This window comes from Paraoerskovia sediminicola (assembly GCF_030296575.1).
Taxonomy (GTDB): domain Bacteria; phylum Actinomycetota; class Actinomycetes; order Actinomycetales; family Cellulomonadaceae; genus Paraoerskovia; species Paraoerskovia sediminicola.
The window spans coordinates 3,341,118-3,364,049 of record NZ_AP027729.1 but is presented as its reverse complement, the minus strand read 5'-3'; the positions used below and the strand labels follow the sequence as shown (position 1 = coordinate 3,364,049).

Here is a 22,932-nt window from a genome sequence, read left to right as displayed (position 1 = left end):
TCGCCCGTGCCGCCGGACGAGAGCCGTCTGACGCCATGACCTCGGTCATCGGTCTGCGCCGCGGCCCCAAGGGCGCTCCGCGGGCACGGTCCCTGGGCGACCGGGACGTCGCGGAGGCGCTCGCGGTGTGCGCCACGGACCCGGTGGGTTCTGCGCTGGCCGCCGCGCGCCTCGTCCAGGCGACACGGACCGGGCTGCGCTCGACGGGCGGTGTCGCGTGGGGATACCCCGAGACAGGCCCCCTCGAGGCGGTCTGCTGGGCCGGCGCGAACATCGTGCCCGTGGTCCCGGCAGCCGCGGACCGGGACGCGGCGCTCGCGGCCTTCGCTTCCGCCGCCGAGCGGCACGGGCGCCGCAGCTCGTCCATCGTGGGCGACCGCGACGCGGTCCTCGCGCTGTGGGCCCTGCTGCGCCGGGCGTGGCCCGAGGCCCGAGAGGTCCGCGACGACCAGCCGTCGCTGGCGATCGGTCACGACCCCGTGCTCGCGGCCGACCCGGCGGTCCGACGCGCGACGCCCGACGAGTTCTCGGTCGTCCTGCCCGCCTGCGTGCGCATGTTCGTCGAGGAGGTCGGATACTCGCCGGTCTCCGGTGGCGGTCGCGCCTACGAGGACCGGGTGCGCAGTCTGATCGCCGAGGGCCGGTCGTTCGTCCGTCGGGGTACAGGTGACGGCGCGGCGCCGATCGAGTTCAAGGCCGAGCTCGGTGCGGTGACACCGCACGTCGCCCAGGTCCAGGGGGTGTGGGTCGACCCGCGGCTGCGCGGCCGGGGGCTCGCTGCCCACGGCATGGCCGCCGTCGTCCGCCTCACCAGGGCCCAGGTGGCACCGGTCGTGTCCCTCTACGTCAACCGGTACAACGAGCGCGCGCTCCGCGCGTACGAGCGGGCAGGGTTCGAGCAGGTGGGGACCTGCGCGACGGTCCTGTTCTGACCGGCTCCGCTGCGGCGTCCGGCACGGCGACGTGAGACCGTGCCCGCAGCGGCGACGTCCACCGGACCAGCGCCGTCGGCCGTCCCGGGCCGACGGACGGCGGACCGTCACGAACGACACGACACCAGACGGAGGAACCCCAGCATGAAGGCGCTGTACAAGGCCGGTCCCGGACCCGGTCTGGAGCTCGTGGACCGGCCCGAGCCCGAGGCCGGGCCGCTCGACGTCAAGATCCGCGTGCTGCGCACCGGGATCTGCGGCACGGACCTGCACATCGAGCGGTGGGACGACTGGGCGGCCTCGGCCGTCCGGACCCCGCTGGTCCCGGGCCACGAGTTCTTCGGCGAGGTCGTCGAGGTGGGCGAGGGCGTCCACGACGTCGCGGTCGGCGACCGGGTGTCGGGCGAGGGCCACATCGTGTGCGGCACGTGCCGCAACTGCCGCGCCGGTCGCCGGCAGATGTGCATCCGGACGCAGGGCCTCGGTCTGCACCGCGACGGCGCCTTCGCCGAGTACCTGGTGCTGCCGGCGACGAACGTGTGGGTCCACCATGCCGACGTCGACCCCGAGGTCGGGGCCCTCTTCGATCCTCTCGGCAACGCCGTCCACACGGCGCTCGCGTTCCCCGTGGTCGGCGAGGACGTGCTCGTCACCGGCTGCGGGCCGATCGGGCTCATGGCGATCGCGGTCGCCCGGCACGTGGGCGCGAGGTTCGTCGTCGGGACCGACGTGAGCCCCGAGCGGCTCGCGCTCGCGGAGCGGATGGGCGCCGACGCGACGGTCGACGTACGCACCGCGCAGATCGCCGACGCCCAGCGGTCGCTGGGCATGCGCGAGGGGTTCGACGTCTGCCTCGAGATGAGCGGCGCCCCCTCGGCGCTGCCCGAGGCCGTGGCGAACCTCAACCACGGCGGCCGCGTCGCGATGCTGGGGCTGCCCACCGGCCCGATCGACGTGGACTGGGGCGTGGTGGTCACGCACATGCTGACGATCAAGGGAATCTACGGCAGGGAGATGTTCGAGACGTGGAACGCGATGAGTGCCATGCTCGAGACGAGCGAGCGGTTGCGCTCCTCGATCGCGACGATCGTCTCGGAACGGTTCCTCGCCTCGCAGTGGCAGGACGGGTTCGCGGCGGCCGCGTCGGCGACCGGCGGCAAGGTGGTCCTCGACTGGACGGAGTGGTGATGTACGCACGGTTCAAGGAGCACCTCGCGGGGCAGCTCGCCGAGATCGAGACGGCGGGGCTCACCAAGCATGAGCGGGGATCACCGGCGCCCAGGGCGCGGTGATCGAGACCGCCGGCGAGCAGGCGCTGAACTTCTGCGCCAACAACTACCTCGGTCTCGCCGACGACCCGCGGCTCGTGGCGGCGGCGCACGACGCGCTCGACACCTGGGGCTACGGGCTCGCGAGCGTGCGGTTCATCTGCGGCACCCAGGACCAGCACCTCGAGCTCGAGCAGCGCGTGTCGTCGTTCCTGCGCACCGAGTCGACGATCCTCTTCTCGTCGTGCTTCGACGCGAACGGCGGGGTCTTCGAGACGCTGTTCACGGCCGAGGACGCGATCATCTCGGACGCGCTCAACCACGCGTCGATCATCGACGGGATCCGGCTGTCGAAGGCGCGGCGCCTGCGCTACGCGAACCGGGACACGGCCGACCTCGAGGCCCAGCTGCAGGCCGCCGCGGACGCCCGCTTCCGGGTGATCGTGACCGACGGCATCTTCTCGATGGACGGCTACGTGGCGCCGCTGGCCGAGATCTGCGACCTCGCGGACCGCTACGACGCCCTCGTGCTCGTCGACGACTCCCACGCCGTCGGCATCATGGGGGAGCGGGGCAGCGGCACCCCCGAGGCGTGCGGGGTGGCCGACCGGGTCGACATCGTCACCGGGACGTTCGGCAAGGCGCTCGGCGGAGCCTCCGGGGGTTACGTGTCGGGTCGGCGGGAGATCGTGGACCTGCTGCGCCAGCGGGCGCGGCCGTACCTGTTCTCCAACACCCTGGCCCCGACGATCGTCGCCGGGACGCTCGCTGCGCTCGACCTCGTCGAGGGGTCGGCGGACCTGCGGGCGACGCTGCGTCGCAACGCCGAGCTGTTCAGGACGCGCATGAGCCAGGAGGGCTTCGAGCTCCTGCCGGGGGAGCACCCGATCGTGCCCGTGATGTTCGGCGACGCCGCCCTGACGGCCCGCGTCGCCGACGCCATGCACCGCCGGGGCGTGTACGTGACGGCGTTCAGCTTCCCGGTCGTGCCGAGGGGCGCGGCGCGCATCAGGGTCCAGCTCTCCGCGGCGCACACCCCGGCGCAGGTGGAGGCGTGCGTGGCGGCGTTCGTCGCTGCGCGCGACGAGGTCGGCGCGTAGGAGCGTGACGGCGACCCGAGGGCTCCGTGACGGAGCGGTCGGTGACCGTGGCGCGGTGCGCGCCGCACGCCTACTTGAGCAGGCGTGACATCCGCCGGTCCGCGAGCGGCTTGCCGCCGGTCTGGCAGGTGGCGCAGTACTGCAGGCTCCGGTCCGCGAACGAGACCTCTCGGACGACGTCACCGCACTCCGGGCACGCCTCGCCGGTGCGGCCGTGCACCCGCATGCCGCGCCGCTTGGCGTCCTTGAGCTCGGCGGCCGGCCTGCCGGACGACGTGGCGACGGCTCCCGAGAGGACGTCGCGGACCGCCGTGTACAGGTGCCGGACGGCGTCCGCGTCACCCGCGTAGGTCCGGGTCAGCCGGAACGGGCTCGTCCGGGCGACGTGGAGGATCTCGTCCGAGTAGGCGTTGCCGATGCCCGCGATCGAGCCCTGGTCCCGCAGGAGCCCCTTGATCTGCTGGTTGTGCGCGCCGAGGAGCGTGCCGAGCACGTCGGCCGTGAACTCGTCCGAGAGCGGGTCGACGCCGAGCGACGCGACCTGGGGGACGTCGTCCGGCGACCGGACCACGTGGAGGGCGAGCCGTTTGCGGGTGCCCGCCTCCGTGATGTCGAAACCGGACCCGTCGTCGAGCCGCACGCGCAGGCCGAGGGACGGGCGACCGGCGCCGCCGCCACGGCCGCCCGCCGACGGCCGGACCGGTGTGGTGGGCAGGGCGTCGGACCAGCGGACCCACCCGCCGAGCGACAGGTGCCAGAGCAGGTGCAACGGCTCCGGGGCGGGCTCGAGCGCGAGATCCAGCCACTTGCCGTGCCGCGTCACGCCCCGGACGGCCCGGCCGGCGAGCGCCGTCAGGGGTGGGTCGTAGGTCTTGAGAGCGGCGATCGAGCCCAGCTCCGCCGACGCCACGGCACGACCGCGGGTGCGCTCGTCCAGGAATCGGGCGAGCGCCTCGACCTCGGGCAGCTCGGGCACGGTCCCATGCTGCCGCGCAGGTAGGGTGACCGCATGTCTTCTGCTCGCCTCTCCGCGGCCTCCAGGCTGCCTACGCTCCTGCGCATGTCCACCCTCTTCGTCCGCACGCTGCGGGAGGACCCGGCCGAGGCCGAGGTGGCGAGCCACAAGCTGCTCGTGCGTGCCGGGTACATCCGCCGGGCAGCACCCGGGATCTACACGTGGCTGCCGCTCGGGCTGCGCGTCCTCGCCAAGGTCGAGGCCGTCGTCCGCGAGGAGATGGCTGCCGCAGGCGGCCAGGAGGTGCACTTCCCGGCGCTGCTGCCGCGCGAGCCCTACGAGGCCACCGGGCGCTGGACCGAGTACGGCCCCAACATCTTCCGCCTCAAGGACCGCAAGGACGGCGACTACCTCCTCGCACCCACCCACGAGGAGATGTTCACGCTCCTGGTCAAGGACCTGTACTCGTCGTACAAGGACCTGCCGCTCACGCTCTTCCAGATCCAGACGAAGTACCGCGACGAGGCGCGCCCGCGCGCAGGGCTCATCCGGGGTCGCGAGTTCGTCATGAAGGACGCCTACTCGTTCGACGTCACCGACGAGGGGCTCGCCCGCTCGTACGAGAACCAGCGTGCCGCGTACCAGCGGATCTTCGACCGGCTCGGGCTCGAGTACGTCATCGTCGCGGCGACGTCGGGCGCGATGGGCGGCTCGCGCAGCGAGGAGTTCCTGACCCCGACCGCCATCGGCGAGGACACATTCGTCCGCTCCGCCGGCGGGTACACCGCGAACGTCGAGGCCGTCGTCACGCCGGCGCCGGACCCGGTGGCCTACGACGACGTCCCGGCGGCGCACGTCGAGGACACCCCCGACACCCCCACGATCGCGACCCTCGTCGACGCCGCGAACGCGGCGCACCCGCGGACGGACCGCGCGTGGACCGCGTCCGACACCCTGAAGAACGTCGTGCTCGCCCTGACGCACCCCACGGGGGAGCGGGAGATCGTCGTCGTCGGACTGCCGGGCGACCGCGAGGTCGACCTCAAGCGGGTCGCCGCGGCGTTCGAGCCGGCTGCGGTCGAGGCGGCGAACGAGGCCGACCTGAAGAGCCGTCCCGAGCTCGTCAAGGGCTACATCGGTCCGGGCGCGCTCGGTCCGAACGCGCGCCCGGAGGGCGTCGCTGCGGGCAAGGAGGGCGACACCGCCGTCCGGTACCTGCTCGACCCCCGCGTGGTGACGGGCACCCGGTGGATCACCGGGGCCGACGCCCACGGCAAGCACGTCTTCGACCTGGTCGCGGGCCGCGACTTCACGGCGGACGGGACCATCGAGGCCGCCGAGGTCCGCGCGGGCGACCCCGCACCGGACGGCTCGGGCCCCCTCGAGCTCGCCCGGGGCATCGAGATCGGCCACATCTTCGCGCTCGGCCGCAAGTACGCCCAGGCCCTGGACCTCACGGTGCTCGACGAGAACGGCAAGAAGGCCGTCGTCACGATGGGCTCGTACGGCATCGGGGTCACCCGCGTCATGGCGGCGCTCGCCGAGGCCAACCACGACGAGGTCGGGCTCGCCTGGCCCGCCCACGTGGCCCCCGCCCACGTTCACCTGATCGCGACCGGCAAGGACTCCGCCGTCTTCGACGAGGCCGAGCGCATCGCGCAGGCGCTGCGCGAGCAGGGCGTCGAGGTCCTGTACGACGACCGGCCCAAGGTGTCGCCGGGCGTGAAGTTCAAGGACGCCGAGATGCTCGGGGTGCCGCTCGTCGTCGTCGTCGGTCGTGGCCTGGCCGACGGCCTCGTCGAGGTCCGCCCTCGCGTGGGCGGCGCAGCGGACCAGGTGGCGGTCGAGGACGTCGTCGGTGACGTCGTGTCGCGGGTGGACGCGCTCCTGGGCTGAACCTCGGGGCGACCGACGTCAGTCGGCGGCGCGCTCGGGCATCCCCGGGAACGCTGCCGCCGGCGCGCCCCAGGCCTCGGCGGCGCGGGCGGACTCGGCGAGCAGGTCCACCAGCGTGGCCCGCTCGACCGCGGTGGCCTGCCCGACGAGGGTCGAGTAGGTCGCGGCGAGCGAGGACTCCAGGTCGATGCCCACCACTGCCGTGTCGTCGACGTTCGTCAGCCCGTACGCGACCTCACGGGGGTCCTGCGCCGTGCCCTCGACCTCGACGACCTCCGCCCACCGCTGGGCACGGGCGCGGTGGGTCGCTGCCAGGGCGACCGCTCGCTTGCGCGCAGCGCCCTCGTCACGCGCCGCGAGCACCTCGTAGGCGTACCCGCTCGCGTCCTCCGACGCGATCACCGTGTCGAGGTCGTTCGCCGCGACGCCCGGGGAGCGGACTCCGGGACCGCGGGTGTCGCGGGGACGATCGTGTCCGGGAGATCGTCGCCCGTGACGTCCACCAGGTCCTCGGCCGAGAGGATCTGCGACGTGGAGATCGAGGCGAGCAGCCGCGCGAGGGCGCCGTCCCCCGTGGAGTCGGCGCCCGCGCGCCCGCGCACCGACGCCCCGGCGAGCGCGTCGACGAGGTCTTCCGGGCCGAGCGGGCCGCTCGTCGCGCTCGACGACGGGACCACGGGCACGGACTGAGGGGCCTCGGGCAGGCCCGAGTCGTACGTCCCACCGAGCTGGACGGCGTGCTGGTCCGCGAAGTCCGCGATCTCCTCGAGGAGCGGCAGGAGCTTTTCCCCGGGGTCGTCGGCGGGCAGGTCCTCGGCGAGCGTGCGGGCGATCTGCTCGACCTCGAGCGCGTCGGCGACGGCCGAGGCGCGGATCACCTCGTGAGCGTCGGGCGACGGCTCCGAGGGCGGTGGGGAGTCCAGCCGGACCCCGCACGCGGAGAGCGCGACGGTGAGCAGAGTCACGCCGACGACGGCTGTGACGTTCGTCCTGGGGGGCATCGAGCCTGATCTTGTCATGCCGTACGGGTCGGAGTCGCTAGGCTGGGCCAGCACAACAACACACCGGTCGAGTCCCCGCCCGGTGGGCGCATCGGGCGACAGGAGAACGACCATGGTGAACCCCGTCGAGGGCGCGGTGCGGGTCGCGGTCGGCGACGCCGTGGCTGCTGCCGGGCTGTACCTCGAGGACGTCAGCGTCTCGCGTGCGGGGAGCCGGAGCGTCGTGCGGGTCACGGTCGACCTCCCGGAGGACGAGACCGGTGGCGTCGACCTCGACCGCGTCGCGGACGTCTCCCGCGCGGTCTCGGACGCGCTCGACGCCGCTGACGCGGTGCCCGGCCACTACACGCTCGAGGTCGGCACCCCGGGGACGTCCCGACCCCTGACCGAGCCTCGCCACTTCCGCCGCGCCCGCGGCCGGCTCGTGAAGATCGTCCTGCGGGACGGCGGCACGGTCCAGGGCCGGGTCCTCGACGCCGACGACACGGGCGTCGTGCTGGTCTGCCCGGACGTGACGGGGACCGAACGGCGGGTGCTGCTCGAGGACGTCGCGAAGGCGGCGGTCGAGGTCGAGCTCAAGCGCATGGCCGAGGCAGACCTCGGCGACGACGACGAGGAGGCCTGAACGATGGACATCGACATGAGTACGCTCCGGATGCTGGAGCGCGAGCGCGAGATCGGTCTCGACGTGCTCGTCGAGGCGATCGAGCAGGCGCTGCTCTCGGCCTACCAGCGGACCCCGTCCGCGCAGTCCCGCGCGCGGGTCGAGCTGGACCGGACCTCGGGGCACGTGACGGTCTGGGCCCGTGAGGTCGTCGCCGAGCCGGAGGTCGACGAGGACGGGTTCCGTCACCCCGCGGAGCTCGGGCCCGAGTTCGACGACACGCCCCAGGACTTCGGGCGCATCGCGACCGCCACGGCCCGCCAGGTGATCGTGCAGCGGCTGCGCGACGCCGAGGACGACCAGGTGCTCGGGCTGTTCCGCGGCAAGGAGGGCGAGGTCCTCGCCGGCGTCATCCAGCAGGGCCGCGACCCCCGGACCGTCCTCGTCGAGGTCGGCGGCGTGGAGGCCGTGCTGCCGGCGCACGAGCAGGTGCCGACGGAGAAGTACGTGCACGGGGAGCGGCTGCGTGCTCTCGTCCTGGAGGTCGCCCGCGGCCTCAAGGGGCCGCAGATCACCATGAGCCGCACGCACCCCAACCTCGTGCGCAAGCTCTTCGAGCTCGAGGTCCCCGAGATCGCCGACGGCTCCGTCGAGATCACCGCCATCGCCCGGGAGTCCGGGCACCGCACGAAGCTCGCGGTGCGGTCGACGGTCGCGGGCCTCAACGCCAAGGGCGCCTGCATCGGCCCGATGGGCGCGAGGGTCCGCGCGGTGATGGCGGAGCTGCACGGCGAGAAGATCGACATCGTCGACCACAGCGACGACCCCGCGCGGTTCGTCGCGCACGCGCTGTCGCCCGCGAAGGTGACATCGGTCACCGTGGTGGACCGGGACGCGCGCTCGGCACGGGTCGTCGTCCCCGACTACCAGCTGTCCCTCGCGATCGGCAAGGAGGGCCAGAACGCGCGGCTCGCGGCGAAGCTGACCGGCTGGCGCATCGACATCCACCCGGACGAGGGCGGCAGCGAGCCCGTCTCCAGCGCCGCGCCGACGGACGGTCGATGACGGCGGCCGAGGGGACGCGTTAGAGTGTACGGGAACGGGCCGCGAGCCCATGCCCACGACCATGCAGTTGGTGCTGCCCAGGCCTTGTCAGGTCCTGTGCGCACGTGCGTCGGGTGCCGAGCTCGCGACTCCAGGTCTGTACTGGTCCGGGTGGTCGTCGACTGCCCGGACGCTCACGAGGAGCCGACGCTCGTCGTGGACGACACGAGGTCGTCGCCAGGTCGCGGTGCGTGGATCCACGAGGATCCCGCGTGCCTCGAGCAGGCGCTGCGACGTCGGGCCCTGCAACGCGCGCTGCGCGTCCCCGCCAGGTCCGCCGTCGCGATCGCCCTCGTGGACATGGACAGCGCTAACGTCCGGTCGAACCCGACCGGGCGCACGGCGACCGAGCACCGCTCGGTCGCACCAGCACGACACGTCGACAAGGAAGCGGGTCAGAAGCCGATGGGCACCCGATGAGTACTCAGCGATGAGAACCCGGCACTAACGACGGTCCTCCCTGTCCGGGGCGGGCCGAGACAGGAGAGTTGTGGCAAAGGTCCGCGTATACGAGCTCGCGAAAGAGCTCGGTGTGGAGAGCAAGGCCCTGCTGGCCGAGCTGAAGGCAGAGGGCGAGTACGTCCGCTCCGCGTCGTCGACGCTCGAGTCGCCCGTGGTTCGCAAGATGCGGGACAGGCACCCGGCCAAGGCCGAGAGCACCGAGACGAAGTCTGCACCGACCCGGGCGAAGGCCCCGGCTGCTGCGTCGCCGAAGGCTCCCGGGTCACCGGCGAGCCCTGCGGCGCCGACCCCCGGCCCCCAGAAGCCCGCGGCGGCCCCGGCCGCCGAGACGCCGGCAGCACCTGCTGCACCGGCACCCGAGGCCGCGACGCCTGCACCTGCAGCGACGCCTGGCCCCCGGAAGCCCGCACCCCGCCCCGAGGCCGGAGCGGCGCGCGGCGCGCGTCCCGGTGCCCCGGCGCGCCCGGGCAACAACCCGTTCGCCCCGAGCCAGGGCATGCCGCGTCCGGGGCAGCGCCCCGAGCGTGCCGACCGGCCCGAGCGTTCGGACCGTTCCGAGCGTCCCGACCGCGGCGACCGCCCCGGTGGGCAGCCGCGTCCGGGCAACAACCCGTTCGCCCCGAGCCAGGGGATGCCCCGCCCGGGGCAGCGCCCCGAGCGTGCCGACCGCGGCGAGGCCGGCACGGGCGGTCCGCGCCCGGCGCCCCGCCCCGGTGGTGGCGCGCGCCCGAACCCCGGCATGATGCCGGGCAAGTCGAGCATCGGTCGTCCCGGTGACCGTCCCGCCCCCGGTGGGCGCGGCGGCGGTCGTGGCGGAGGCCCCGGTGGTGGCGGCGGCTTCGCCGGTCGCCCCGGTGGTGGCGGCGGCTTCGCCGGCCGCCCCGGCGGTCGTGGTGGTGCCGGTCGTGGTTCGACGCAGGGTGCCTTCGGGCGCGCCGGCGGTCGTCCCGTGCGGGGCCGCAAGTCGAAGCGGGCGAAGCGCCAGGAGTTCGAGCAGCAGCAGGCCCCGTCGGCCGGCGGCGTCCAGGTTCCCCGCGGCGACGGCTCGACCGTGCTGCGGCTGCGCCACGGTGCGTCGCTCAGCGACTTCGCCGACAAGATCGACGCGAACCCGGCCAGCCTGGTCACCGTGCTGTTCCACCTCGGTGAGATGGCGACGGCGACGCAGTCGCTCGACGAGGACACGTTCACGACCCTCGGCGAGGAGCTCGGCTACCGCATCGAGATGGTCTCGGCCGAGGAGGAGGACCGGGAGCTTCTCGGCGCCTTCTCGATCGACCTGGACGCGGAGCTCGAGGGCGAGGACGACGAGGACCGCATGCCGCGGCCTCCGGTCGTCACCGTCATGGGCCACGTCGACCACGGTAAGACGCGCCTGCTCGACGCGATCCGCTCTGCGGACGTCATCTCGGGCGAGGCCGGCGGCATCACGCAGCACATCGGTGCCTACCAGGTGCCGCACATGCACGAGGGCGTCGAGCGCGCTCTGACCTTCATCGACACCCCGGGTCACGAGGCGTTCACCGCCATGCGTGCACGTGGTGCAAAGGTCACCGACATCGCGATCCTCGTGGTCGCGGCGGACGACGGCGTGATGCCTCAGACGATCGAGGCGCTGAACCACGCCCAGTCGGCCGACGTGCCGATCGTCGTGGCGATCAACAAGGTCGACAAGGAGGGCGCGAACCCGGACAAGATCCGGCAGCAGCTCACCGAGTACAACCTGGTGGCCGAGGAGTACGGCGGCGACACGATGTTCGTCGAGGTCTCCGCGAAGCAGGGTCAGGGGATCGACAACCTCCTCGAGGCGGTCCTCCTCACGGCCGACGCAGCGCTCGAGCTCACCGCGAACCCCGACAAGGACGCTCGCGGTGTCGCGATCGAGGCCAATCTCGACAAGGGCCGCGGTGCGGTCGCGACCGTCCTCGTCCAGTCCGGGACGCTCTCGGTCGGCGACTCGATCGTCGCCGGCACGGCGTACGGCCGTGTCCGCGCGATGTTCGACGAGCACGGCGAGACCGTGACCGACGCGGGCCCGGCCCGTCCGGTCCTGGTCCTCGGTCTGACCTCGGTGCCGCGCGCCGGCGACACGTTCATCGTGGCGCCGGACGACCGCACGGCACGGCAGATCGCCGAGAAGCGTGAGGCCGCAGAGCGTGCCGCGACGCTGGCCAAGCGCCGCAAGCGGATCAGCCTCGAGGACTTCACGCAGGCGCTCGAGCAGGGCAAGGTCGAGACTCTCAACCTGGTCCTCAAGGGCGACGTGTCGGGTGCCGTCGAGGCGCTCGAGGACGCGCTGCTCAAGATCGACGTGGGCGACGAGGTCGACCTGCGGATCATCCACCGCGGAGTCGGTGCGATCACGCAGAACGACGTCAACCTCGCGACGGTCGACAACGCGATCATCCTCGGCTTCAACGTCAAGCCTGCGGAGCGTGTGGAGGCCCTCGCCGAGAAGGAGGGCGTCGACATCCGCTACTACTCGGTCATCTACCAGGCGATCGACGACGTGGAGGCATCGCTCACCGGGATGCTCAAGCCGGAGTACGAGGAGGTCGAGCTCGGCTCGGCCGAGATCCGCGAGATCTTCCGCTCCTCGAAGTTCGGGAACATCGCGGGGTCGATCGTCCGTTCGGGCGAGATCCGACGCAACACCAAGGCGCGCGTGCTGCGTGGCGGTGCGGTGATCGGGGACAACCTGACGGTCGAGTCGCTCAAGCGGTTCAAGGACGACGCCACGGAGGTCCGCGAGGGCTTCGAGTGCGGCATCGGCCTCGGGTCGTTCAACGACCTGGCGACCGGCGACACGATCCAGACGTTCGAGATGCGCGAGAAGCCGCGCAAGAAGTAAGTGGTCGGCTCGTCGAGCCGACCGGACCCGCCGTCCCTCCGCGTGAGGGGCGGCGGGTCCTCCTTCCGTCCAGAGAGGACCGGACATGGTCGACCACCCCCGGGCTCGCAAGCTCGCCGACCGCATCAAGGTGATCGTGGCCCAGATGCTCGACACCAGGATCAAGGACCCCCGGCTCGGTTTCGTCACCGTGACCGACGTCCGGGTCACCGGTGACCTGCAGAACGCCTCGATCTTCTACACCGTCTACGGTGACGACGACGCCCGCGCCGGGACGGCTGCCGCGCTCGAGAGCGCCAAGGGCCTGATCCGCTCCGAGGTCGGCAAGCAGACCGGCGTGCGGCTGACGCCGGCGCTCGAGTTCTTCCTCGACGCCGTCCCCGAGACCGCGGCCACGCTCGATGCGGCCCTGCTCGAGGCGCACCGTCGCGACGTCGAGCTGAAGGCTCTCCGCGAGAAGGCCACCTACGCCGGTGACGAGGACCCGTACCGCAAGCCCGCGGCGTCCGACGACGACGAGGACTGACGGCCGGTGTCCGGCGGCACGCCGACGGGTCCGCACGGCGGCCGCGCCCGTGGTGGCGGGGCCGGGTCCCCGCGACCCCCTCGGCGTCCGACCGCGGCCGACGGCCTGCTCGTCGTCGACAAGCCGCAGGGCTGGACGAGCCATGACGTCGTCGGGCGCGTGCGCGGGCTCGCCGGGACCCGGAAGGTGGGTCACGCGGGCACCCTGGACCCGATGGCGACGGGTGTCCTCGTGCTGGGGGTCGGGCGGGCCACCCGCCTGCTGACCTACGTGGTCGGTGCCGACAAGGACTACGACGCGACGATCCGGCTCGGCGTGGCCACGTCCACCGACGACGCCGAGGGCGAGACGCTCGCGGTCGTCGACGCCGGGGGAGTGCCGCGCGACGCGATCGACCGAGAGGTCGCCGCGCTGACCGGCGCGATCTCCCAGGTCCCGAGCGCCGTGAGCGCCATCAAGGTCGACGGACGTCGCGCCTACGCCCTGGCGCGCGCCGGCGAGGCGGTCGAGCTCGCCGCGCGACCGGTCGTGGTCTCCCGCTTCGAGGTCCGTGCCGTCCGCGAGGTCCACGAGGTCCGTGGTCCCGGTGCCGGGGAGGCCGGGCCGGACGGTGACGGTGTCACGGCGGTCGACCTCGACGTGTCGGTCACCGTGTCGTCGGGCACCTACGTCCGGGCGCTCGCCCGCGACCTCGGCGCCGCGCTGGGCGTCGGGGGCCACCTGACCGCGCTGCGCCGCACGAGGGTCGGTGGCTTCGCCCTGGACGCCGCCGCCGACCTCGAGCACTACCAGGCGCAGGCCGACGCCGACGGGACGCTGACCACCGTGCCGCTCGCCGACGCGGCTCGGGCGGTGTTCCCGGTGCGGGAGCTGACGGCGGACGAGGCCCGCGAGCTCGGCTTCGGTCGCCGCATCCAGCCGTCACGGTGGGCGCCCGCGGACCGGGGCGCAGGCAGCGCCGAGGTACCGGGGGCGCGGCTCCGGTGACCGCCGGGATCGGTCCCGACGGCAGGCTCGTCGCCCTGCTCGAGGACGAGAGCTTCCGGGGGTCGGACGTCGCCCGTCCGGTCATCGTCTTCGCCCCCGCCTGACCCGTGGTGCCGGTCTCTCGGTACCCGTGGCAGAGTTGTCGGGGCGCGAACGCCCGAACTGAACCAAGGAGTCATGTGTGAACCTGTGGACGGACCTCGATCAGGTCCCCTCGGGCTACGGTCCGTCGGTCGTGACGATCGGGAACTTCGACGGGGTCCATCGTGGTCATGGCGCCGTGCTGCGGCGGATCGTCGATCTCGCGCACGCTGCCGACGCCCGCGCCGTCGCCGTGACGTTCCACCCGCACCCGTCGAGGATCCACCGCCCGGACTCTGCGCCCGAGCTGATCACCGGGCTGGCCGACCGCACCAGGCTCCTGGCGGAGACCGGTCTCGACGCGACGCTGGTCGTCGAGTACACCCTCGAGTTCGCGAGGCAGACGCCGGAGGAGTTCGTCGTCGCCTACCTGTCCGGGGGACTCGGGGCGAGGACCGTCGTCGTCGGCCACGACGTGCGGTTCGGTCGCGACAACTCCGGTGACCTCTCGACGATGGTCGAGCTGGGCCGAGCCCACGGGTTCGACGTGGTCACGGTCGACGACGTCGGCCAGGAGGACCCGCCGGACGACGTGCCGGCCGGCCACCACCGCTGGTCGTCCACCTACGTCCGCGAGCTGCTGGCTGCCGGGCGCGTCCGCGACGCGACCGAGGTCCTGGGCCGCCACCACCGGGTCCGGGGGACCGTCGTGCACGGTGACGCCCGCGGCCGCGAGCTCGGGTTCCCGACTGCGAACCTCGGCGACGTCCAGGGCATGGTCCCGCAGGACGGCGTGTACGCGGGATGGGTCCTGCGCCCCGACCTTGTCGAGGCCGACCCGGGGAACATGGACGCGGTGCTGCCCGCAGCGATCTCCGTCGGGACCAACCCGACGTTCGACGGCGCGGAGCGCCGCGTCGAGGCGTACGTGCTGGACCGCACCGACCTCGACCTCTACGACGAGGAGATCGCGCTGGACCTCGTCGAGCACCTCCGGCCGACGGTCCGGTTCGACGGGATCGAGCCGCTCGTCGCCCAGATGCACGACGACGTCGAGCGCGCCCGGGAGATCCTGCTCCCGCCCGCGGGCCAGACCGCGCCGGACCAGCCGGACCTGCGATGAGCGCACGCCGGGGCGGACCCGCGAAGGCAGGTCCGGGCGCTCCGGTTACCGCGAGCGCTCCGGCGTCCACGGCTACGTCGGGTCCCCGGAAGCGACGCCCGAGCGTCCCCCCGGTGCTGGAGGCCACGAAGCTGGCGGTCGGTTATGCCGACGTCCCCGTGTGCGCGCCGGTCGACGTGCGGGTGCGGCCCGGCGAGATCCTGGCGATCGTCGGGCCGAACGGGAGCGGCAAGTCGACGCTGCTGCGGACGTTCCTCGGTCTGCTCGCCCCGATCACCGGTACGGTCCGGGCCTTCGGGCGGACGGTCGACGAGCGCGAGCGGGACTTCCGAGCACGGGTCGTCGGGGTGCTCGACGACGACGCGTTCTTCCCGGGCCTGACGGTCCGGGAGCACCTGGTCCTCACGGCGCGCGGGCACTCCGTGGCCGACGCCGGGCCGCTCACCGACGACGTGATGGGCCGGTTCGGTCTCACCGAGCTCGCCCGAGCGGTCCCGTCAGCCCTCTCCTCGGGCCAGCGCCGCAGGTTCCTGCTCGCCTCCGCCTTCGTCAGGCCCCGCGAGATCGTCCTCCTCGACGAGCCCGAGCAGCGGCTGGACACCCGTATGCGCGCGGAGCTCGGGCGCATGCTCGTCGCCGAGGCCGGCGAGGGTTCGGCGGTGGTCGTCGCGACCCACGACCCGGGTCTCGTCGCGTCGACGGGCGCACGAGGGCTCGTGGTCTCCGACGAGTCGTGCCGGGTCGTGGACAACGCCGGGGCGCTCGCGGTCCTCGCCGAGGAGCGCTGAGGGTGGGCGACGCGGAGCCGCTCCCCGCGGACACCGACGACGCCGAGAACGCCCAGGACGCCGAGAACGCCCAGGACGCCCAGGACGTCGAGGTCGGGACGCTCCCCGACGTCGGTCCTGAGCACCGGCTGCCCCGCCCGGTCGTGGACCCCGACGAGGCGTTCAGCGGGCGCGAGATCCGCAGGCTCACCGCGGCGGTGCTCGCGTCCCGCACGGGCGGAGGTCTCGGCCAGGTCCTGTCGGACCTGGCGTACATCGCGACGTCCGTCCTCATCAGCGCGGGCCTCGCCGTCGGCATCGCGAACGCGCTGCGGGACGTCGTGGACGCGCCGGCGGTCGAGGGCGCCGCGACGCTCGACCCCGAGACCGTGCGGCTGCTCGTCACCCTCGCCCTGGTGGCGGCGGGGCTCGGGCTCGCCGTGCGCCTCGGTCCGCTGGGAGTCTCCGCCGGGGGAGTGCGCTGGTGGGTCCCGATGCCGGTCGACCGACCGGGCCTCGTGCGCCCGACGCTCGTCCGCGCGCTGATCGCCGGCCCGCTGCTCGGGGCCGCCGGGTTCGTCCTGGTCGCCGTCGTGACGGGCACTGAGTGGTCCGCGGTCGGTGGGTCCGCCGCGCTCGGCGCCGCGGCGGGGCTCGTCGTCGTCGCTCTCGCGGGTCTGGCACAGCCTCACCCCGGGGTCGTCTCGGGGCTCGCCCGCACGAGCGACCTCGGGGTCGCGGCGGTGCCGGTGCTCGGGGTGGGCCTCGTGGTCGCCGGGGTCTCCACGGGTCGCGCCCTGGACCTCCCGCTGTGGGTCGACGGCCTCGTGGGCGTGGCCGGCGTCGGGCTGACGATCCTGTGGGCGTCTCGGCTCGACCGGCTGAGCTCCGCCGTCCTGCGCGCCCGGAGCGCGGTCGCCGACCAGGCGAGCGCCGGGGTCATGTCCCTCGACCTGCGCGCGCTCGGCCGGGCGATGCAGGGGTCGGTGCGGCTCCGCGTGCCGCGCAGGCCGAGGACCTTCGCCCGCGTCCGGGGGCCGGTGCAGGCGATCCTCACGGCCGACCTCACCCTCTTCGCGCGGTCGTCGTCGACGTGGGCGCAGGTGATCGGGCTCTCGGCGCTCGTGGTCGTCGCGCAGCAGATCCCGGCCCTGCGCGCCGGCGTCGGCCTCCTGCTCCTGCTCGTCGTCGTCGGCTACCGCGCCGCGACCGTCGGCGCCCAGGGCGCGCGGCACGCGGAGCAGAGCACGGAGCTGGACCGGATCGTCCCGCTGGGTGCGCGCGACGTGCGCAGGGTGCGCGCGGTGCTGCCGAGCCTGACGGCGCTGACGGTGACCCTCGCCATCGGGCTCCCGCTGACCTTCGCGTCCGGCGACCCCGGGTGGCTCGTGCTCGCGCTCGCGGGCGCCGTCACGTACGGGGCCGCCGCGATCCGCAACGCCTACCGCAAGCCGCCGGACTGGTCCGGCCCGCTCCTCGCCACCCCGGGCGGCGCGCTGCCGGCCGGCGCCTCGGCGGCGTTCACCAAGGGACCCGACGTCGCGGTGCTCTGCTCGGTGCCGTGGGCCGTCGCACTCCTGCTGGGCGCGCCCGCACCGGAGCTCGTCGTGGTCCAGCTCCTGCTGGCGTGGGTCGCGGTGCTCGTGGCGACCCGGGTCCCGGCTGAGCGCACCTGACGGCTGATACACTGGTAGAGCCGTCAGAACGGCCGCGGGAGCCGAAAGGCCAGCCGAAGAGCCCAGGGGACCAAGCCCTGGCGCGCCGCGCAACGATCACTACGAAGGAGAACCGTGCCGCTCGATTCTGCCACCAAGCAGCGCATCATGACCGAGTACGCGACCAGCGAGGGCGACACCGGTTCGCCCGAGGTCCAGATCGCGATGCTGTCGCAGCGCATCCTCGACCTCACCGAGCACCTCAAGGAGCACAAGCACGACCACCACAGCCGTCGTGGCCTGCTTCTCCTCGTCGGCCAGCGCCGTCGCCTCCTCGGGTACCTCCAGAAGGTCGACATCAACCGCTACCGCAGCCTCATCGAGCGCCTCGGTCTGCGTCGCTGACACGACACCCCCAGCCCGGTCCCTGCAGGGGCCGGGCTGGTCTGGTGTGATGGGATCGCCGCCCCGGCGGCACGCCCGGACCTGAGGTCCCGGCACCATCAGCACCACCGCACACCCAACCATCGCGCCCATCGAGACCATCGCCTGGTCCTCGGTAGTGGCTCACGGACCCTGTCCGCAGGACGCCGTGGACCTCGATCGAAGACCGACGACCGGTCGCCGGGCGCGCGAACAGACAGGAGGGCACCCATGGAGGGTCCCGAGATCCAGTTCGCCGAAGCCGAGATCGACAACGGCCGCTTCGGCACCCGCACCGTCCGCTTCGAGACGGGCCGCCTCGCCCAGCAGGCCGCCGGCTCCGCCGTCGCCTACCTCGACGGCGAGACCATGCTGCTGTCGGCCACCACGGTCGGCAAGCACCCCAAGGACCACTTCGACTTCTTCCCGCTGACGGTGGACGTCGAGGAGCGCATGTACGCCGCGGGACGCATCCCCGGCTCGTTCTTCCGTCGTGAGGGCCGCCCCTCGACCGAGGCGATCCTCGCGTGCCGTCTCATCGACCGCCCGCTGCGCCCGCTGTTCGTCAAGGGCGTCCGCAACGAGGTCCAGGTCGTCGTGACCGTCCTCGCCGCGCACCCGGACGACGCGTACGACACGCTCGCCATCAACGCGGCGTCGCTCTCGACGCAGCTCTCCGGCCTGCCGTTCTCCGGCCCGGCCGGTGCCGTGCGCATCGCGCTCATCGACGGCCAGTGGGTCGCGTTCCCGAAGTACAGCGACAAGGAGCGCGCCGTCTTCGACATGGTCGTCTCCGGCCGCATCGTCACGGACTCCCAGGGCAACCCCGACGTCGCGATCGCGATGATCGAGGCCGAGGCCACGGACAACTCGTGGAACCTCATCAAGGAGCAGGGCGTCGCCGCCCCGACCGAGTCCGTCGTCGCCGAGGGCATCGAGGCCGCGAAGCCGTTCATCCGCCAGCTCTGCGAGGCGCAGGCCGACCTCGCGGCGCGGGCCACGCGTCCGACCAAGGAGCTGCCGCTCTTCCCGGACTACCAGGACGACACCTACTCGGCCGTCGAGAACGCCGCCACCGCCCCCTGGGCGAGGCGCTCTCCATCGCCGACAAGCAGGACCGCGAGTCGCGCATCGACGCGATCAAGTCCGAGGTCGTCGAGTCCCTCGCCGGCTCGTTCGAGGGCCGCGAGAAGGAGCTCTCCGCCGCGTACCGCGCTGTGCAGAAGAAGCTCATCCGTCAGCGCATCCTCTCCGACGGCTTCCGCATCGACGGCCGTGGCCTCTCGGACATCCGCACCCTGGGTGCCGAGGTCGAGGTCCTGCCGCGCGTGCACGGCTCGGCGCTGTTCGAGCGCGGCGAGACCCAGATCATGGGTGTCACCACGCTGAACATGCTCCGCATGGAGCAGCAGATCGACTCGCTCGGCCCGGTGACGCGCAAGCGCTACATGCACAACTACAACTTCCCGCCCTACTCGACCGGTGAGACCGGCCGGGTCGGCAGCCCGAAGCGTCGCGAGATCGGGCACGGCGCCCTCGCCGAGCGCGCGCTCGTGCCGGTGCTGCCGTCGCGCGAGGAGTTCCCGTACGCGATCCGCCAGGTGTCCGAGGCCCTCGGCTCCAACGGCTCGACCTCGATGGGTTCCGTCTGCGCCTCGACGCTGTCGCTCCTCAACGCCGGAGTGCCGCTGCGCGCCCCGGTCGCGGGCATCGCGATGGGCCTCGTCTCCGACACCGTCGACGGTGAGACCCGCTACGCGGCCCTCACCGACATCCTCGGTGCGGAGGACGCGTTCGGCGACATGGACTTCAAGGTCGCCGGTACCCGTGAGTTCGTCACGGCCATCCAGCTCGACACCAAGCTCGACGGCATCCCGGCCTCGGTGCTCGGTGGCGCGCTCACCCAGGCCCGCGACGCGCGCCTGACGATCCTCGACGTCCTCGCCGAGGCCATCGACGTGCCCGACGAGATGAGCCCCAACGCTCCTCGCGTCATCGCCGTCAAGGTCCCCGTGGACAAGATCGGCGAGGTCATCGGCCCGAAGGGCAAGATGATCAACCAGATCCAGGAGGAGACCGGCGCCGACATCTCGATCGAGGACGACGGCACCGTCTACATCGGCGCGACCGACGGCCCCTCGGCCGAGGCCGCACGGGCAGCGATCAACGCGATCGCCAACCCCCACGTCCCCGAGGTCGGCGAGCGCTTCGTCGGCACCGTGGTCAAGACGACCTCGTTCGGCGCGTTCGTCTCGCTCTCGCCGGGCAAGGACGGTCTGCTGCACATCAGCCAGATCCGCAAGCTCGTCGGTGGCAAGCGCGTCGAGAACGTGGACGACGTCCTCTCGATCGGCCAGAAGGTCCAGGTCGAGATCGGCGAGGTCGACCCGCGCGGCAAGCTCTCGCTGCACGCGGTGACCGAGGACTCGGACGACGCAGCCGAGGCGACCGACGCCTGAGGTGTCCTGGGACCTTCCGCTCGTCGCTGCCGGTGAGGCCGGCAGCGAGCTGACCGCCGGGCAGGACGGCGCGACCATCCGTCGCTCCGTCCTGCCCGGCGGTGTCCGTGTGCTCACCGAGTCGATGCCGGGCCTGCGCTCGGCGACGGTCGGTGCCTGGGTCGGCGTCGGTTCGCGCGACGAGACCCGTGGACACTTCGGCTCCACGCACTTCCTGGAGCACCTGCTCTTCAAGGGCACCCCGACGCGCTCGGCGATGGACATCGCCGAGGCGTTCGACGCCGTCGGCGGCGAGGCCAACGCGGCCACCGGCAAGGAGCACACGTGCTACTACGCGCGGGTGCTCGACGCCGACCTGCCGATGGCCGTCGACGTGATCACCGACATGGTCACCTCCGCGACGATCGACGCCGCCGAGCTCGAGACCGAGCGTGGCGTGATCCTCGAGGAGATCGCCATGAACGACGACGACCCCGGGGACGTCGTCCACGAGGAGTTCTCGACGGCCGTCCTGGGGGACACCCCGCTGGGCCGCCCGATCGGCGGCACGCCGGAGACGATCCGCGCCGTGCCGCGCGACGCGGTGTGGGAGCACTACCGCGAGCACTACCGGCCGGAGACCCTCGTGGTCGCCGCGGCCGGGGAGTCGACCACGACGCCCTGTGCGACCGCGTCGCCCAGGACCTCGTCGCCGGCGGCTGGGACCTCTCGTCGCCTCGCGTGCCGACCCCGCGCCGTCTGCCGGTCACCGAGCCGGGCGCATCGTCCGGCGCGCCCGACCGCCCGGCCGTCGAGCTGACGATCCACCGCGCGGTCGAGCAGGCGAACGTGATCATCGGTGGCACCGGCCTCGCGGCGACGGACGAGCGCCGCTTCGCGCTCTCCGTGCTCAACGGGGTCCTCGGCGGCAGCATGAGCTCGCGGCTCTTCCAGGAGATCCGTGAGCGTCGGGGACTGGCGTACTCGACCTACTCGTTCGCCTCGGGCTACGGGGAGACCGGCACCTTCGGCCTCTACGCCGGCTGCGCCCCGGCGCGGATCGACGAGGTCACCAAGCTGCTCGGCGAGGAGCTCGACAGGCTCGCGCACGACGGCATCACGGCCGCCGAGCTCAAGCGCTGCGTCGGCCAGCACACCGGCGGGATGGTCCTCGGGCTCGAGGACTCCGGCGCCCGGATGAACCGGCTCGGCCGCTCGGAGCTCGTGCACGGGACGCTGCTCACGCTGGAGGACTCGATCGAGCGCATCCGCGCCGTGACGGCGGACGACGTCCGCTCGCTCGCCGCGGACCTCGCCTCGCGTCCTCGTTCGGTCGTGCGGGTCGGGCCTTTCGGTCCCTGATCCCGCGGCCCGCGCTGGAGCGCGGGATCTCCCCGGCGTCGACCGGCCCCGTCGTGACCTCACGGCGGGGCCGGAGCCGTGTGCGGACGGCGTCCGGGCGCGGCCTGGCGCCCGGATAGGCTGGCTCACGTGACTGAAGAGAACGTGGGTGCACCGTCCGGCACGATCAAGGTCGCCGTCCTCGGCGCACGGGGGCGCATGGGACGCACGGTCTGCGCGGCCGTCGAGGCCGCCGCCGACCTGGAGCTCGTCGCGAGCCTCGACGCGGGCGACGACCTGGCCGAGGTCGCTCGTGCCGGTGCCGACGTCGCGGTCGACTTCACGGTCCCCTCGGTGACCGAGGGCAACGTCCGGGCGATGGTGGAGGCCGGCGTCCACACCGTCGTCGGGACGACCGGCTGGACCGAACAGCGGCTCGAGGACCTGCGGAACCACATCGCGTCCACCGCCGGTGGCCGTGGTCCGGTCGGTGTGCTGATCGCCCCGAACTTCGGGCTGTCGGCGGTGCTCGCCATGACGTTCGCGGCGAAGGCCGCGCGCTACTTCGAGTCGGCCGAGGTCGTCGAGCTGCACCACCCGGGCAAGGTCGACGCCCCGAGCGGCACCGCCCGGCACACGGCGGCGGCGATCGCCCGCAGCCGCCGCGACGCCGGCCTCGACGCGTCGCCGGACGCGACCGAGACGGGCTTCGAGGCGCGCGGGGCGGACGTCGACGGGGTCCGCGTGCACGCCGTCCGGCTCCGCGGGCTCGTCGCGCACGAGGAGATCCTCTTCGGCAACGAGGGGAGCAGCTCGTGATCCGGCAGGACTCGTTCGACCGGGTGTCCTTCATGCCGGGGGTCCTGCTCGCGGTGCGGGAGGTCGTCTCGCGGCCCGGGCTGACCGTGGGGCTCGAGAACGTCATGGACCTCGGGTGATCTCCGCATGAGACGCAGCATGCTCGGCGCGCTCGTCGTGACGCTCCTGCTCGCCCTCTACGTGTGGCAGATCGCGGGGCGCGCCGTCGCCCTGATCGGGACGGGTGCTCCTGTCGCGATCTTCATCGGCGTCGGCGTCGCGGTGATCCCGCTCGTGGTGATCTTCCTCATCGGGAAGGAGTTCCACCTCGCCGCCACGGTGCAGCGGATGGCCGACACCCTGGCCGCCGAGGGCGGGCTCCCGGTCGACGACCTGCCGCGGTCACCGGGTGGCCGGATCGACCGCGCCGCCGCCGACGAGGCGTTCGTCCCCTACCGGGAGGCGGTGGAGGCGGACCCGCAGGACTGGGGCGCGTGGTACCGCCTGGCCTTCGCGTACGACGCGTCGGGGGACCGCAAGCGGGCGCGGTCGTCGTTGCGCACCGCCGCGTCCATCTTCCGGTCGGTCCACGCCGGCGCCTGAGCCGACACCGGCCGCGG

At 73.1% G+C, this 22,932-nt stretch carries 17 protein-coding genes and 4 pseudogenes; 18 read left to right on the top strand and 3 right to left on the bottom strand.

The window, feature by feature from the left end; genetic code table 11:
* Positions 1 to 35: 35 nt before the first annotated feature.
* The 3 genes and pseudogenes from QUE47_RS15555 (at position 36) to QUE47_RS15545 (ending at position 3,300) form a co-directional block, all read left to right on the top strand.
* The gene (locus QUE47_RS15555) at positions 36 to 932 is read left to right on the top strand and encodes a GNAT family N-acetyltransferase (protein ID WP_286218021.1); all 897 of its coding nucleotides are present in this window, start codon (positions 36 to 38) and stop codon (positions 930 to 932) included.
* A 144-nt stretch (positions 933 to 1,076) separates the two neighbouring features.
* The gene (gene tdh / locus QUE47_RS15550; protein WP_286218020.1) at positions 1,077 to 2,120 is read left to right on the top strand and encodes an L-threonine 3-dehydrogenase; all 1,044 of its coding nucleotides are present in this window, start codon (positions 1,077 to 1,079) and stop codon (positions 2,118 to 2,120) included.
* Positions 2,120 to 3,300, top strand: a pseudogene (locus QUE47_RS15545) (glycine C-acetyltransferase). The gene tdh and the pseudogene QUE47_RS15545 overlap by 1 nt, the downstream one beginning before the upstream one ends.
* A gap of 70 nt (positions 3,301 to 3,370) precedes the next feature.
* On the opposite strand, the gene QUE47_RS15540 reads toward QUE47_RS15545, so the two are convergent.
* Positions 3,371 to 4,276 carry a DNA-formamidopyrimidine glycosylase family protein gene (locus QUE47_RS15540; protein ID WP_286218019.1) on the bottom strand — a complete coding sequence of 302 codons (906 nt, stop codon included), beginning with the start codon at positions 4,274 to 4,276 and terminating at the stop codon, positions 3,371 to 3,373.
* A gap of 84 nt (positions 4,277 to 4,360) precedes the next feature.
* On the opposite strand from QUE47_RS15540, the gene QUE47_RS15535 reads away from it, so the two are divergent.
* Entirely contained in the window at positions 4,361 to 6,151 is a 1,791-nt protein-coding gene (locus tag QUE47_RS15535) for a proline--tRNA ligase (protein ID WP_286218018.1), read from the top strand.
* An 18-nt stretch (positions 6,152 to 6,169) separates the two neighbouring features.
* Here QUE47_RS15535 and QUE47_RS15530 read toward each other — a convergent pair whose 3' ends face one another.
* Positions 6,170 to 6,553, bottom strand: coding sequence for a DUF4439 domain-containing protein (locus QUE47_RS15530; RefSeq protein ID WP_286218017.1), 384 nt, complete (start codon positions 6,551 to 6,553; stop codon positions 6,170 to 6,172).
* Positions 6,550 to 7,152 (bottom strand): hypothetical protein, encoded by a 603-nt coding sequence (locus QUE47_RS15525; RefSeq protein WP_286218016.1) that lies wholly within the window; start codon positions 7,150 to 7,152, stop codon positions 6,550 to 6,552. The genes QUE47_RS15530 and QUE47_RS15525 overlap by 4 nt, the downstream gene beginning before the upstream one ends.
* A gap of 112 nt (positions 7,153 to 7,264) precedes the next feature.
* Between QUE47_RS15525 and rimP the strand changes: the two genes are divergently transcribed.
* From rimP to QUE47_RS15455, 14 genes and pseudogenes are all read left to right on the top strand, one after another.
* Positions 7,265 to 7,777, top strand: a complete 513-nt coding sequence (gene rimP / locus QUE47_RS15520; protein WP_286218015.1) for a ribosome maturation factor RimP — start codon at positions 7,265 to 7,267, stop codon at positions 7,775 to 7,777.
* A gap of 3 nt (positions 7,778 to 7,780) precedes the next feature.
* Complete coding sequence (gene nusA / locus QUE47_RS15515) at positions 7,781 to 8,821, top strand: transcription termination factor NusA (RefSeq protein WP_286218014.1); 1,041 nt, start codon at positions 7,781 to 7,783, stop codon at positions 8,819 to 8,821.
* A 150-nt stretch (positions 8,822 to 8,971) separates the two neighbouring features.
* Complete coding sequence (locus QUE47_RS15510; protein ID WP_286218013.1) at positions 8,972 to 9,280, top strand: DUF448 domain-containing protein; 309 nt, start codon at positions 8,972 to 8,974, stop codon at positions 9,278 to 9,280.
* Between the two features lie 70 nt (positions 9,281 to 9,350).
* A complete protein-coding gene (gene infB, locus QUE47_RS15505; protein ID WP_286218012.1) occupies positions 9,351 to 12,173 on the top strand; it encodes a translation initiation factor IF-2 in 2,823 nt (940 codons plus the stop codon).
* A gap of 85 nt (positions 12,174 to 12,258) precedes the next feature.
* Positions 12,259 to 12,699, top strand: a complete 441-nt coding sequence (rbfA, locus tag QUE47_RS15500; protein WP_286218011.1) for a 30S ribosome-binding factor RbfA — start codon at positions 12,259 to 12,261, stop codon at positions 12,697 to 12,699.
* A gap of 6 nt (positions 12,700 to 12,705) precedes the next feature.
* Positions 12,706 to 13,686 (top strand): tRNA pseudouridine(55) synthase TruB, encoded by a 981-nt coding sequence (gene truB, locus QUE47_RS15495; RefSeq protein WP_434019704.1) that lies wholly within the window; start codon positions 12,706 to 12,708, stop codon positions 13,684 to 13,686.
* 181 nt (positions 13,687 to 13,867) lie between these two features.
* Entirely contained in the window at positions 13,868 to 14,890 is a 1,023-nt protein-coding gene (locus tag QUE47_RS15490; protein ID WP_286218010.1) for a bifunctional riboflavin kinase/FAD synthetase, read from the top strand.
* A gap of 113 nt (positions 14,891 to 15,003) precedes the next feature.
* Positions 15,004 to 15,678 carry an ABC transporter ATP-binding protein gene (locus QUE47_RS15485; RefSeq protein WP_286218009.1) on the top strand — a complete coding sequence of 225 codons (675 nt, stop codon included), beginning with the start codon at positions 15,004 to 15,006 and terminating at the stop codon, positions 15,676 to 15,678.
* A gap of 2 nt (positions 15,679 to 15,680) precedes the next feature.
* The gene (locus tag QUE47_RS15480; RefSeq protein WP_286218008.1) at positions 15,681 to 17,333 is read left to right on the top strand and encodes a DUF6297 family protein; all 1,653 of its coding nucleotides are present in this window, start codon (positions 15,681 to 15,683) and stop codon (positions 17,331 to 17,333) included.
* 114 nt (positions 17,334 to 17,447) lie between these two features.
* The gene (rpsO, locus tag QUE47_RS15475; protein WP_286218007.1) at positions 17,448 to 17,717 is read left to right on the top strand and encodes a 30S ribosomal protein S15; all 270 of its coding nucleotides are present in this window, start codon (positions 17,448 to 17,450) and stop codon (positions 17,715 to 17,717) included.
* A gap of 249 nt (positions 17,718 to 17,966) precedes the next feature.
* Positions 17,967 to 20,194, top strand: a pseudogene (locus tag QUE47_RS15470) (polyribonucleotide nucleotidyltransferase).
* Between the two features lies 1 nt (position 20,195).
* A pseudogene (locus tag QUE47_RS15465) lies at positions 20,196 to 21,535 on the top strand (M16 family metallopeptidase).
* Positions 21,536 to 21,733: 198 nt separating this feature from the next.
* Positions 21,734 to 22,452: pseudogene (gene dapB, locus QUE47_RS15460) on the top strand (4-hydroxy-tetrahydrodipicolinate reductase).
* A 7-nt stretch (positions 22,453 to 22,459) separates the two neighbouring features.
* A complete protein-coding gene (locus tag QUE47_RS15455; protein WP_286218006.1) occupies positions 22,460 to 22,915 on the top strand; it encodes a tetratricopeptide repeat protein in 456 nt (151 codons plus the stop codon).
* Positions 22,916 to 22,932 lie beyond the last annotated feature (17 nt).

Coding starts and splice junctions, on each gene's coding strand:
- rbfA (WP_286218011.1), top strand. CDS start 12,259: ATGGTCGACCACCCCCGGGCTCGCAAGCTCGCCGACCGCATCAAGGTG.
- nusA (WP_286218014.1), top strand. CDS start 7,781: ATGGACATCGACATGAGTACGCTCCGGATGCTGGAGCGCGAGCGCGAG.
- rimP (WP_286218015.1), top strand. CDS start 7,265: ATGGTGAACCCCGTCGAGGGCGCGGTGCGGGTCGCGGTCGGCGACGCC.
- QUE47_RS15535 (WP_286218018.1), top strand. CDS start 4,361: ATGTCCACCCTCTTCGTCCGCACGCTGCGGGAGGACCCGGCCGAGGCC.
- tdh (WP_286218020.1), top strand. CDS start 1,077: ATGAAGGCGCTGTACAAGGCCGGTCCCGGACCCGGTCTGGAGCTCGTG.
- QUE47_RS15455 (WP_286218006.1), top strand. CDS start 22,460: ATGAGACGCAGCATGCTCGGCGCGCTCGTCGTGACGCTCCTGCTCGCC.
- QUE47_RS15525 (WP_286218016.1), bottom strand. CDS start 7,152: ATGCCCCCCAGGACGAACGTCACAGCCGTCGTCGGCGTGACTCTGCTC.
- QUE47_RS15555 (WP_286218021.1), top strand. CDS start 36: ATGACCTCGGTCATCGGTCTGCGCCGCGGCCCCAAGGGCGCTCCGCGG.